Origin of the sequence: Microcystis sp. LE19-84.1B, from assembly GCF_027531875.1 — a bacterium.
Lineage (GTDB): Bacteria > Cyanobacteriota > Cyanobacteriia > Cyanobacteriales > Microcystaceae > Microcystis > Microcystis panniformis.
Window position 1 is genome coordinate 1 of sequence record NZ_JAPZSR010000387.1, and the last position, 10883, is coordinate 10883.

The 10883-nt window shown below is 44.3% G+C and carries 14 protein-coding genes and 1 pseudogene; 6 read left to right on the forward strand and 9 right to left on the reverse strand.

Translation table 11 applies throughout. The features are described 5' to 3' along the window. Nucleotides 1–177: 177 nt before the first annotated feature. The 4 genes from O9324_RS21735 to O9324_RS21750 all read right to left on the reverse strand — a co-directional run bounded on the left by O9324_RS21735 (nt 178) and on the right by O9324_RS21750 (nt 3904). A complete protein-coding gene (locus tag O9324_RS21735) occupies nt 178–543 on the reverse strand; it encodes a DUF1815 family protein (RefSeq protein WP_002764683.1) in 366 nt (121 codons plus the stop codon). A gap of 564 nt (nt 544–1107) precedes the next feature. Beyond that, the gene (cobJ, locus tag O9324_RS21740; protein ID WP_288141287.1) at nt 1108–2553 is read right to left on the reverse strand and encodes a precorrin-3B C(17)-methyltransferase; all 1446 of its coding nucleotides are present in this window, start codon (nt 2551–2553) and stop codon (nt 1108–1110) included. Then, nucleotides 2550–3278, reverse strand: a complete 729-nt coding sequence (locus tag O9324_RS21745; protein WP_288141288.1) for a Uma2 family endonuclease — start codon at nt 3276–3278, stop codon at nt 2550–2552. Before O9324_RS21745 ends, cobJ begins: the two co-directional genes overlap by 4 nt. Before the next feature lie 218 nt (nt 3279–3496). After that, nucleotides 3497–3904, reverse strand: coding sequence for a hypothetical protein (locus O9324_RS21750; RefSeq protein ID WP_002789331.1), 408 nt, complete (start codon nt 3902–3904; stop codon nt 3497–3499). A gap of 44 nt (nt 3905–3948) precedes the next feature. Here O9324_RS21750 and O9324_RS21755 point away from each other — a divergent pair, with 44 nt between their 5' ends. From O9324_RS21755 to folE, 3 genes are all read left to right on the forward strand, one after another. Further along, a complete protein-coding gene (locus tag O9324_RS21755; protein WP_288141289.1) occupies nt 3949–4854 on the forward strand; it encodes a hypothetical protein in 906 nt (301 codons plus the stop codon). A gap of 336 nt (nt 4855–5190) precedes the next feature. Further along, on the forward strand, nt 5191–5919 hold the full coding sequence (locus O9324_RS21760; RefSeq protein ID WP_288141290.1) for an SDR family oxidoreductase: 729 nt from the start codon (nt 5191–5193) through the stop codon (nt 5917–5919). 49 nt (nt 5920–5968) lie between these two features. Next, a complete protein-coding gene (gene folE, locus O9324_RS21765; protein ID WP_002738197.1) occupies nt 5969–6667 on the forward strand; it encodes a GTP cyclohydrolase I FolE in 699 nt (232 codons plus the stop codon). Between the two features lie 206 nt (nt 6668–6873). Here folE and O9324_RS21770 read toward each other — a convergent pair whose 3' ends face one another. After that, the gene (locus O9324_RS21770) at nt 6874–7512 is read right to left on the reverse strand and encodes a phosphoribosylanthranilate isomerase (protein WP_288141291.1); all 639 of its coding nucleotides are present in this window, start codon (nt 7510–7512) and stop codon (nt 6874–6876) included. Between the two features lie 120 nt (nt 7513–7632). Between O9324_RS21770 and psaK the strand changes: the two genes are divergently transcribed. The 3 genes and pseudogenes from psaK to O9324_RS21785 all read left to right on the forward strand — a co-directional run bounded on the left by psaK (nt 7633) and on the right by O9324_RS21785 (nt 9086). Continuing rightward, nucleotides 7633–7899, forward strand: a complete 267-nt coding sequence (psaK, locus tag O9324_RS21775) for a photosystem I reaction center subunit PsaK (protein ID WP_002756861.1) — start codon at nt 7633–7635, stop codon at nt 7897–7899. Nucleotides 7900–8058: 159 nt separating this feature from the next. Beyond that, entirely contained in the window at nt 8059–8178 is a 120-nt protein-coding gene (locus O9324_RS21780) for a CopG family transcriptional regulator (RefSeq protein WP_288141292.1), read from the forward strand. Nucleotides 8179–8224: 46 nt separating this feature from the next. Beyond that, nucleotides 8225–9086 (forward strand): annotated as a pseudogene (locus O9324_RS21785) (IS5 family transposase). A gap of 91 nt (nt 9087–9177) precedes the next feature. On the opposite strand, the gene O9324_RS21790 reads toward O9324_RS21785, so the two are convergent. From O9324_RS21790 to O9324_RS21805, 4 genes are all read right to left on the reverse strand, one after another. Further along, on the reverse strand, nt 9178–9477 hold the full coding sequence (locus tag O9324_RS21790) for a type II toxin-antitoxin system RelE family toxin (RefSeq protein WP_353851735.1): 300 nt from the start codon (nt 9475–9477) through the stop codon (nt 9178–9180). Next, complete coding sequence (locus O9324_RS21795) at nt 9437–9664, reverse strand: hypothetical protein (protein WP_193961716.1); 228 nt, start codon at nt 9662–9664, stop codon at nt 9437–9439. Before O9324_RS21795 ends, O9324_RS21790 begins: the two co-directional genes overlap by 41 nt. A gap of 373 nt (nt 9665–10037) precedes the next feature. Beyond that, on the reverse strand, nt 10038–10565 hold the full coding sequence (locus O9324_RS21800) for a DUF3011 domain-containing protein (protein ID WP_288141293.1): 528 nt from the start codon (nt 10563–10565) through the stop codon (nt 10038–10040). A 146-nt stretch (nt 10566–10711) separates the two neighbouring features. Beyond that, a partial coding sequence (locus O9324_RS21805) for a photosystem II protein D2 (RefSeq protein ID WP_271931852.1) occupies nt 10712–10883 on the reverse strand: 172 nt, incomplete at its 5' end.

The following is a 10883-nucleotide window of genomic DNA, read 5'->3' on the forward strand; positions in this document are numbered from 1 at the left end:
GTCTAAATCTAGCTTCTTTGGCGGTGAGTTCCACCGTGTCAGCTTGTAGAGTAGATAGTGCCGACACTACTACAGTGAAGCAGGAAGTTAACGTCAAATTTGCTCATGAGTAGATTTGAGTAGGTTTAATAGAACGGAAAAAGTTCCCTAAACATACAAGTCTAGGTAACATCTGAGTTAAACCGTCTCTAACCGTTGCAGCACGGAGGAGGGTTTTTTGTCAATAAATTCCGCCGGCGAAATTTGATATTTAATCAGATTGGCTAATTCCTGTAGTTGGCTGATGGCTTCCGCGCCTTCGAGTTTCATTAACTCTCGATCATCGCGCATTTCTGTCCAGGTGATGCCGTAATCGGACACGAGAAACCGAATTAGATGGGTTTCCCCCAATCCCACCATAAAAGATGCGCTATTCAGTTGACCGCCACAGGTGTAGCAGGATGCTAAATAACCTTGATTTTCTAGTGCGGTCGCTAAGGCCTGTAAATCCATGACTAAGTCTTTGACCAGTTGGCGATGCTGTTCTGCAAGTCGTTTAAACACAATATTCCTCCTGATAACACTCCCCAATTATAAAACCTTAACACTTTTTTAAGATTCTTTTTTGAGACAATAAGGTACATGAACTAGGTTTTTTTACGGATGTTAAGTAACAAAATGTAAAGAACCCGATACCTAGAGTAGCGTGAATTCCTGATATCGCCAAGTATATGTAAGTACAAAGCTACCAGTTTATCCGTCTTTCCGCCCCCTCGATCTCAACTATTCCCATCATGCCTATTTTTAAAGTTTATGATCAGGTTTCGACAAAAAAGTTCGCAAATCTATGTTGACAATTACATAGGGCTTGCTGAATAAATCTAAAAACCTTGTTGGGTAAGACTTTTAGACCTTTTGTCAATCAAAAAGTACCAGATCTGGGAGTGATCGGGTGGAAAATCCCTGGACTTTTTCCCTGAAAATTAGGTAATTGACCCCCTCAAAATCGGTAAAACCCTACACCCCCCCGATCCCCCCGACCCCCCCGATGTCGGGGGGGCAGGGGGGGTGGGGGGTTGGGGGGGCCACACCCTGCCCCCAGGAAAAACTTTGTGCCGCAAACCCTACCTAATAGTGACGTGGAGTATAAACCCACTGCTTGGTTTTACCTTGCTCAATAAGGCGAGTTTTACTGGATCCGATCAAAATTATGGTTCGCATATCCGCATCGTTAATAGTCATATCCCCCAGGAATTTCACCGTCACTGTTTCCCCTTTTCGTCCTAAATTACGCGCTAATACCACAGGAGTTTGCGGCGATCGCCATTGTAATAAAATCTCTTTTGCCTTCTCCAATTGCCAAGTGCGCTCTTGAGACACAGGATTATAAAATGCGATCGCTAAATCTGCCCGGGCCGCTAACTCAATGCGCTGAGAAATCACCTGCCAAGATTTGAGAATATCTGATAGGGAAATCGCACAAAAATCATGGCCTAAAGGTGCGCCAACCCTGGCAGCCGCCGCTTGCATGGCCGAAATCCCCGGACAGACCTGAATGGCCACCTGCTGCCATTCCTGTTTTGCTTTTTTTTCTAATACCTCAAACACGGCTGCGGCCATGGCATAAATGCCAGGATCTCCGGAGGAAACTAAGACAACCGATCGCCCCTTAGCCGCTAAATCTAGGGCAATTTCTGCGCGATCTAGTTCCACCCGATTATCCGATTCATGGCGGACAATTTCTGGTTTTCTCAGGAATTCTACCAAATCCAAATAGGTTTTATAACCCACCCAATCCGTGGCTTTTTCCAACACTTCTCGAACTTCCGGCGACATCCAATTTAGCGCACCCGGTCCAGTTCCGACTATGGCTAATTTACCTTGACTTTCCTGGGCCAAATCCCCTGGGGACAAACCAAATTTTTCCTTAATTTGCTGGCTTTCCTCACAGAGATAAACTAAACAGTTACTGCTAGGTTTTGCCAAGTTTAAGTTATTTTTATCGATAATCTCAATGCTCAATTTTGCTGCTGATGAAATTGGTAAATTACTATTTTTTAACCATTCCGCTTCACCGATTAATTTTACTTTTTCACCAGCCAATAAATCGGAAAGAAACTTCTTAGCATCATCGGGATTAACTAACTGATAACCCGGGGGTGGCGATAATAAAGTCGTTTTAAATCTAATATCACCAGTGGTGGTAATTGCGGGGGAAATTTGCCAAACCGAGGCAATTTGACGAGCGAGATCATTAACCCCTTGTAAACCCCCCAACAAAGGCACTACGGCGCTGCCATCTTCTGCGATTGCTAATACAGGCGGTTCTTGCCATTTATCAGTTAATAAAGGTGCTAAAGTGCGAATTAAAATACCCGCCGCACAAATGCCAATAATTGGCGTTCCCGTCTGGAAAAATTCTCGCACGGTTTCGCCAAAATTAGTATAGGTAAAATCAGCCGACTGGGTACGATTTATTAACCCATAAACCACTGATTCTGGTAGGGACATTTGCACTTGACGAGCCACGGGAATGCTGGTTTCTCCTAAAATGAGAATAGCTGGGGGTTTCATTTGGCTTCCCCCGACTGCGCTGCGGTTGACTTTTGGACAAATTCTTGATGTTCTACCGAGTTAATTCCAGCTTTTAAGATGTCTAACACCCGTGACATATTGCCGTTGAGCATGGCTGAAACATCTAACCACAAACCCGGAAATACTAGAGAGCAAATCACTCCTTCTTGGTTGGGTAACAAAGAAATATAATCGCCATTTTCTAAATTAAACCAATCAATTTTTTGGTCAAATACTTGCCAAACAAGGTATTCTTGAATGCCACCGCGCCGATAAGCACGTTTTTTATCCCCTAAATCTATGGCGGCACTACTAGCGGCAATTTCTACCACTAATTCCGGCGATCCTTCTAGGTATCCCTCTACACTTAGGGTTGATTTTCCCCCGCTTTCTTGACTAATTAATAACACCCCATCCGGCTGTAATTCGTTGTCGATATCCAAGCGAACTGTTGGCTCAATACCCATTTGTACTTGGGGGGTAGCAGCTTGATAAACTCCTAACCAAGTGATTAAACGTCCGTGGGGTTCAGCATGAAATTTAAACCTTAATGGGGATGCCATATACACAACTCCTTCGATCAGTTCGGCTTTTTTTAATCCTGGCATAGCTTGATAACGGCGCTCGAATTCAGGACGAATTAAGCGATCCCCATTTTCTAACGGGGGTAAATGTTGATTGGTTACAATCTGAGAAGTTAAGGATTTAACTGGGGAAGAAGTCATGGTGGCAGTCTTTGGAAACAAAACAGCATTGATTTTATTATAAGTAGGTAGGCGTTAAAAATTATCAGATGCCCCCCTTATTAAGGGGGGATTAAGGGGGGATCGGCACCCCCCTTATCAAGGGTAGATCCCCCCGCCTATCGGCACCCCCCTTATCAAGGGGGGCAGGGGGGATCGAACTCAAAATCTATTTAGCAAAATACCCAGGCTTTTTCCGCTTATTTCACTAAATAGCTGCGCCATTGGGAGGCAACTTCTTCCAGTAAACGCCAAGTTTTCCCCTCGATCTGTCTTTGTAAATAAAGATCAAAATTGTTGTGTTGTTTGGTATCTTTTTGATGGGGCAATTGTAGAGTTAGATCGTAATCTCCCTGCAAGTGATAAGCGGGCAAATTGCCCACATAAATCGGTTCCAGACTGGTGACATTAATTTTAGCAATTTTTACCGGCGGCTGATCGATCTGTAAAGATTGACTAAGGCGATCGGATGTGTGACGAAATTGTAATAAAAGGGCTTTGGCGACGATTTCCCCGTCGGGGGCAAATTCTTGCGGGGGAGTGACACTACCACAAGCAGTCAGGAAGACAAGGAAAATACTGGTTAAAAAACCGAGAAAACGGCGCATAGAATGATATTTTGAAAAAGAATGGCAGCGAGTTAAGAAAGATTATGACTCAACCAAATGAGCGAGAGAATTTCAGCCAAGCAGAAACGGTGGTCCGACTACAAGAGGCGATCGAGCAGTTAAATTCGATCGTTTCCCAACTTAACACGGGAACGGGGATAGTGTTACCCCCAAAAGTTGCTGTTGATAATCTTCTTAACTCAACGCAACAGTTAGCCGCTGCTTTAAAACCAGACGAATTCGCAGAAGTTGAGCAAAGTTTAACCCCAGATTCTCCCATCGAAGCAGCGGAGGGAATTGACGATATTTTACCAGATTTCGAGCAGGTGGAAGGGTGGTGGACCGCGATTTTGAACAAAATCCGCCGACTTTTGCCCGGGGGAATTGGCGAAAAAATTCCCGATTGGTTAATCACCGGCTTGTTAACAGGAAGTTTAGTCACTATCCTCTTAGTAGCCGTGATCAGTTTACCGAAAAATCCGGCGGAAATTGCCGAAAATATGCCCGAAGTTGTCTCTAGTCCTTCACCGGCAGCCGGGGAAATTATCGCAACTCCCCCAGAATTAATCGCACCAGAGGCACCGATTCCCGTCCCGATTACTAAAGCAAAACCGCGATTAACTCCCGAACAAAGTTTAGTCGCAGCTATTCAAGAGGAAATTACCGATTTAACTACTCGTTATCCCGCCGGGATTATTTCTACCGTAGAAGCGGACTTTTTGGCTAGTCGTCTAGTAGTGATTTTGGGCGATAATTGGTATAGTCTCGAGGCATCACAACAGGATAAATTGGCTAATTCGGTTTTTCAACGTTGCCAAAGTCTTGATTTTCGCCGCTTGGAAATGAAGGATAACGAAGGAATTCTCCTCGCTAGAAGTCCCGTTGTCGGCGATCGAGTGGTGATTGTCAATCGCACTCAACCCACCGCTGCCATCTCCTCCGGTGAGTAGTTTTCAGCGCAGGGGGAGGGAGTTTCAAGGCAGCCTCAAAAATTCTCGCCAACCAGTCCGCTTTTTCCCCTCGCTGGTTAGATATCTGAATATACACAAAGATTAGTGATCCCTGACTTAACAGTGCTATAATTAGCTAGGTAAAATTTTGTAACGATTCTTAATCTTGAACCTACCCGATAGTCAATGCTTCCCCCCACCCCAGGTGGACGCGGCAATTTTGGTGCGAGAAAAATTGCTCCGATCCGACCCAACTGCCTTAAACTTTTCTAGGGTTCCCCTAACCGCCAAAATTTTGCCCTAACTACCCGGAATTAAGAGATTTCAGATTATACCATGAACTCTGTTATTCGTCAACAGCGAGCGCTGATCACCGGAGCCAGTAGCGGCATCGGCAAAGAAACCGCCCTCGCTTTCGCCAAGGCGGGAATTAATCTGGTTTTAATCGGTCGCAATCAGCAAAAATTGGCAACCGTGGCGGCAATGGCGGCAGATTTAGGCGTATCAGCCCAAGCTTACCCCTTAGATTTGGCAGATATCCCGGAAGTAGCTCCTAGTATCGCTAAAATCGCCCAAGAATCCGGACCGATCGATATCCTGATCAATAATGCTGGCATGGGTTACACAAATCCCTTAGCTGACACACCTTTGTCAGACTGGCAGCGGGTGATCGACCTGAATTTAACCAGTGTTTACCAGTGCGTGCAGGGGATTTTACCCGCCATGCGTCAACAGGGAGGAGGCACGATTATTAACGTTTCCTCGATCGCCGCCGATAATTTTTTTCCTGATTGGGGGGCCTATAGTGTCAGCAAAGCGGCATTAGTGGCATTTTCTCGCATTTTAGCGATCGAGGAGCGGGCCAACGCCATTCGCGTCACGATTATCACCCCCGGTGCTGTCAATACTCCCATCTGGGACAGCGATAGCGTCAAAGCAGATTTCGATCGCTCGGCCATGTTAACCCCGGATATCGTCGCGCAGGCCATTCTGCAAGCGGTGTTACTGCCCAAACAGGCCGTAGTGGAAACGATGACCATTATGCCCAGTGCGGGGGCATTATAACCCGAAATACTTCTATTTATCAATCAATTCGCCTACAGGCCTCTTCATTATGACCATAGCTTCTTCTAACGGTTTAAACGGTAATTTAACCGACGCTATCCAAGCACGCGTGACCACTCGCCCCGATCGCAACACCCACAATGGCAAAACCGCTCAAATTCATCCAACTTCCGACGAAAACAAAGAACAGATGATGGATGCGGTCAGAAATATCCTGATCTCGGTGGGAGAAGATCCCGAAAGAGAAGGTTTATTAAAAACCCCCAAACGGGTGGCCGAAGCGATGCAGTTTCTCACCCAAGGCTATCAACAATCCCTAGAAACCCTCGTTAATGGTGCGATCTTCGATGAAGGTCATAATGAGATGGTATTAGTGCGCGATATTGACTTCTTTAGTCTCTGTGAACATCATATGTTACCCTTCATGGGGCGGGCCCACGTTGCCTATATTCCTAACCAAAAGGTGGTCGGATTAAGTAAATTGGCTCGCATTGTGGAAATGTACTCCCGTCGTTTACAGGTCCAAGAGCGCCTCACCCGTCAGATTGCCGAAGCGATTCAAGAAATTCTCGACCCCCAAGGGGTTGCAGTCGTCATGGAAGCAACCCATATGTGCATGGTGATGCGCGGGGTGCAGAAACCAGGATCCTGGACTGTCACCAGCGCCATGTTAGGAGTCTTCCAAGACGAGCAGAAAACCCGCGAGGAGTATCTTAACCTGATCCGTCATAAACCTAATTTCTTCTAGTCAGGGAAATGGGGAAATGGGGAAATGGGGAAATGGGGGAATGGGGAAATGGGGAAATGGGGGAATGGGGAAATGGGGAAATGGGGAAATGGGGAAATTTCAACTAAAACCCCAAAACCCTAAAACCCCAAAACCCCAACACCCTAAAACCCCAAAACCCCAACACCCCAACACCCAAAACCTTCTAACTGCTCACTGATAACTGATCACTGATCACTAAATTTTTGCAGTCGCTCTAACAAGAGGGCGACTTTTTTCAGGTCTTTATCACCGGGCGATCGCTCAACGCCGCTAGAGACATCAATGCCATCGGGGTGCAGCCGGGTTAAAGCTTCACTAATATTATCGGGGTTGAGTCCTCCGGCGAGAAACCAGGGCAAGGGGGGCGAAAAACTGGCTAAGGCTTGCCAGTCTAAGGTATGTCCCGTACCGCCGAGCAATTGGGGATGGTAGGCATCTAAAAGCAAAGTATCGACGCTATTAAAGTAAATTGCCGACTTTTCCCAACTTTCTCTGTCTTTAATCCGCAAAGCTTTGATAATTTCCCGGTCGGGTAATAATTGCCGCAACCTTTGGCAATATTCGGGAGATTCTCTACCATGTAACTGTACACTTGTCAAGGGGGTTTTAATAATTATTTGCTGAATAATTTCGGGTTGCTCGTCGGCAAAAACCCCAATAAAATCAATTTTGTTGGGTATGGCGGCGATAATAGCGTTAATTTGCTCGATGTTGACGTAACGAGGCGAACTCGGTACGAGGATAAAACCTAAGGCCGTAGCTCCTAAATTGGCGATCGCTTGTCCTTGGTCCGGTTGGGTAATGCCGCAAATTTTAATTCGCATTTAATCTTATTCGCAAAACGTTACAAAAACTGTTAAGTATTCAAACAAAAAGCAGTTTCGGGTCAAGAGCTTTTTATAATGCCCTGTGATTAACAGAATCTTATCAAGACTGGAGCGCCAATGATCCCTTCCGCCTTACTTTTAGCCACCGCTCAAACCATTCCCTGGAATTTATCCGTCGGCATTACCATGACCTTAGCTAACCTAGTAGCCTTCGTTATCGGTTATTTTGCCATCCAAAATACCGGGGCCGGCCCTGCTTTACCCTTGCCGCAGTTAGCCTCGAAAAAAAGCTTCGGTCTGCCGGAATTATTGGCTACGATGAGTTTTGGCCATATTCTCGGTGCGGGACTGGTTCTCGGTCTTTCTAATGCAGGTATTCTCTAATCAGTGATCGGTGATCAGTGACCAGTAAACCTCAGAGAGAGGAGCCAGTAGTCAGGAGAACTAAGCATAAAGAGATTTTAGGCAACTTCATCCCTATTTTCCCATTTTTGAACTCTCAAAAGTCAATTATGCCAGAAGTCTAGTAATCGTCCAGATCGGGTGATTATTCTGGCTGCTGGCGAGAAAACTAAGAAAGCAGTGGCCCAAGTCGAAGCTGGAGACTTTGCTGACGAAGAAGAAGCAGTATTGGCTAAATTAACCCATAGATCTCTTGCATAAGTCTAGACAAAATAGGATAAAATAGTCCAAGAGTTAAGATTGAAAGATGACTTACGAACAAGTAAAAACTTTAAAGCCAACAGAGTTCAAACGCTTGTGTGGCGTGTATCCAGATACATTTAAGGATATGGTAACAGTCCTAAAGGCAGAAAAAGTTTGGCAAAAAAAGACAGGTAGACCGAGCAAATTGAGTACAGAAGACCAACTACTAATAACATTAGAGTATTGGCGAGAATATCGCACCTATTTTCATCGGGGAAATAGCTTGGGTATTAACGAATCAACGGCGTATAGAATTGTTAGGAAAGTAGAGAATATTCTCATCAAATCAGGTCTGTTTAATCTACCCAGAAAAAAAGCCCTATTAGAAAGTAATAGTGAAATAGAAGTAATAGTGGTGGATGTGTCAGAACATGAGATAGAAAGACCCAAAAAAAAACAGAAATCATACTATAGTGGCAAGCAGGGATACCACACATTAAAGTCGCAAGTCGTTGCCGATCTCGCGCAGCGAGCGCGTTGCGACCAAAAAAGCGAGCAGGTAATCTGTGTCCGTTGTGAGAAAGGAAGAGTCCATGATTTTCGACTGTGGAAAGAGAGCAAAATAGGGTTAAATAAGGAAATAGAAATATTAGGGGACAAAGGCTATCAAGGGATTCAGAAAATCCATCAAAACAGTCAGATTCCTCATAAAAAAAAGAAAAAAGAAAAACTAAGTAAAGAGCAAAAAAAAGCCAATCGTCAGTTATCACAACGGCGCATAGTTATAGAACATATTCATCGTCGTCTCAAATCGGATACTTTCATCAAGATACAGAAATCGCCGACGGCGATTTGGTCTGAGATTGAATTTGATTGCTGGTATCTACAATTACGAACTTCGTTACCGACAAAAGGATATATCTTGATTACTTTTGCAAGAGATCTCATGAAAGTTAGATAGCTGCGGAAAGAAGTATCGAAAATAATTGGTAAATCCGAACGTTGCCAATCGCTTAATTAATCGTAAATATTGCCTCTAAAGTTAATCTCATAAATAAAGATTTCGTCTGTCTCCTTGACGATTTCAAAAATAACTCGCATTTTGCCAACACGAATTCTGGAGAATCCTTTTAACTCACCTTTAAGTTTTTTTATATCAAGTTCTTCAGGGGGATAAACGTTTTGAGTTTCAAGGCAGGTTTTGAGAATACCAATTTTAGTTAAAACAGATTTTCGGCTATTGGCATCTAGTTTCTCCAAAAATTTATTGGCTGATCTACTGATCCTGATCTTCACGATTAAACCAGCCTGTAACATCAACGAAGCCGTCGTCTTTGTAATCAACAGGATTAAAGGTTGCTTCTATGTCAGCTTGTTCTATATCATCCACATAGGGAATCAGCATCTCGAAGAATTTAAACCATTCTTCCCGCATAACTTCGCGGACGCTTTCCTTGATGATGGTTTTGAGCATTAGAGCATCTAAGGTGTTTGCCGGCTCCATACATTTTCCTCCAATCTACTTGAATTGTAGCAGCAGATCAAGAAAACGGGTTTCTTACAGCAGTTATCTTCAGGATTTTAGTTTTCTCAAGCTACTGTTCGAGGCAAGTCAAGAGATTGGGAGAGATTCAGGTAATCTAAGGATAGGCGGTTAAAGTGCGTCTTAGCTTACCTGATAGCGTTCTTAAAATCTATCTTCAGCAAAAGTTACTCATTTTAGCTATCTAGCTATATAAATGAGTATAGTCATTTCAGATAAGTCTGATACAGTCTAGACCGACAAAACCCTTATGAACTCTGGGATTGATATTCTCAATCTTAATTGAAATGACTATAACTTTAAAAGGTTTTAGATAGAGTTTTGGTTTCTATATTTAACCCCGATCCTCACAAACAAAGTCCACTACTCGATCAATTTCCCGGGATGAGCGGATGCGACGACTACCGCTGCCGAGTTCGCCACCACGACAATTGGCCCACCAACGCTCGCGACTGCCATTAACGATCGCATCAAATTCTCTAATTCTGCCACTATCATAATAACTGCGGCGATCAACGACAAAACGACCGATATTGGGGAGGCGAAATTCTTTGTAAAGATTACCTTGCCAACCGCCACCAGAATTACCGTGATGGTCGTCGGTGCGTACCTCAAACTCGCCCCGACAACCATTTCTCACCACAATATTGCCGTTCTCGAAATCCCAATTACCCTCACAGGGAGCAGCGGAGCGAGTACGGATTAATCTTACTTGGGCCCATCTAGCGTTGACGGGACAGCGAGTAGTGCGACCGTTTTGACTTTCACAATTAATTCTCGTGGTTCTGGCCGCTGCTGGCTCGCTCCCCAAGGGACAAATTAGCAATAAACCGAGACTAGATAATAAAATTTGGCGAAACATTGTCTTTATCTCCCAGAAATTCTCTAGTTTATCTTACAGGGGTATCAAGAAAATGAGTAGTAGTTGCCTGAAATGCCTTAATCAACAAAAAAGAAGGGTGATTTAACTTCACCCTTCCCCCTATTCGGTAAATTTTCTTGCCATCTTTAGAGAGCGTTACCGCGAGGTAATACTTCTTCAGGGAAGATAAAGTTTTCGTGGGGTTGGTCTTGGGGAGCCATCCAAGCTCTCAGACCTTCGTTAAGCAGAATATTTTTAGTGTAGAAGGTTTCAAATTCCGGGTCTTCCGCCGCTCTCAATTCCTGAGAAACGAAGTCA

Excerpts from the sequence above, each read along its gene's own strand:
- cobJ (WP_288141287.1), bottom strand. The coding sequence starts at position 2,553 with ATGAAACCCCCAGCTATTCTCATTTTAGGAGAAACCAGCATTCCCGTG.
- O9324_RS21745 (WP_288141288.1), bottom strand. The coding sequence starts at position 3,278 with ATGACTTCTTCCCCAGTTAAATCCTTAACTTCTCAGATTGTAACCAAT.
- O9324_RS21750 (WP_002789331.1), bottom strand. The coding sequence starts at position 3,904 with ATGCGCCGTTTTCTCGGTTTTTTAACCAGTATTTTCCTTGTCTTCCTG.
- O9324_RS21755 (WP_288141289.1), top strand. The coding sequence starts at position 3,949 with ATGACTCAACCAAATGAGCGAGAGAATTTCAGCCAAGCAGAAACGGTG.
- O9324_RS21760 (WP_288141290.1), top strand. The coding sequence starts at position 5,191 with ATGAACTCTGTTATTCGTCAACAGCGAGCGCTGATCACCGGAGCCAGT.
- folE (WP_002738197.1), top strand. The coding sequence starts at position 5,969 with ATGACCATAGCTTCTTCTAACGGTTTAAACGGTAATTTAACCGACGCT.
- O9324_RS21770 (WP_288141291.1), bottom strand. The coding sequence starts at position 7,512 with ATGCGAATTAAAATTTGCGGCATTACCCAACCGGACCAAGGACAAGCG.
- psaK (WP_002756861.1), top strand. The coding sequence starts at position 7,633 with ATGATCCCTTCCGCCTTACTTTTAGCCACCGCTCAAACCATTCCCTGG.
- O9324_RS21790 (WP_353851735.1), bottom strand. The coding sequence starts at position 9,477 with ATGTTACAGGCTGGTTTAATCGTGAAGATCAGGATCAGTAGATCAGCC.
- O9324_RS21795 (WP_193961716.1), bottom strand. The coding sequence starts at position 9,664 with ATGGAGCCGGCAAACACCTTAGATGCTCTAATGCTCAAAACCATCATC.
- O9324_RS21800 (WP_288141293.1), bottom strand. The coding sequence starts at position 10,565 with ATGTTTCGCCAAATTTTATTATCTAGTCTCGGTTTATTGCTAATTTGT.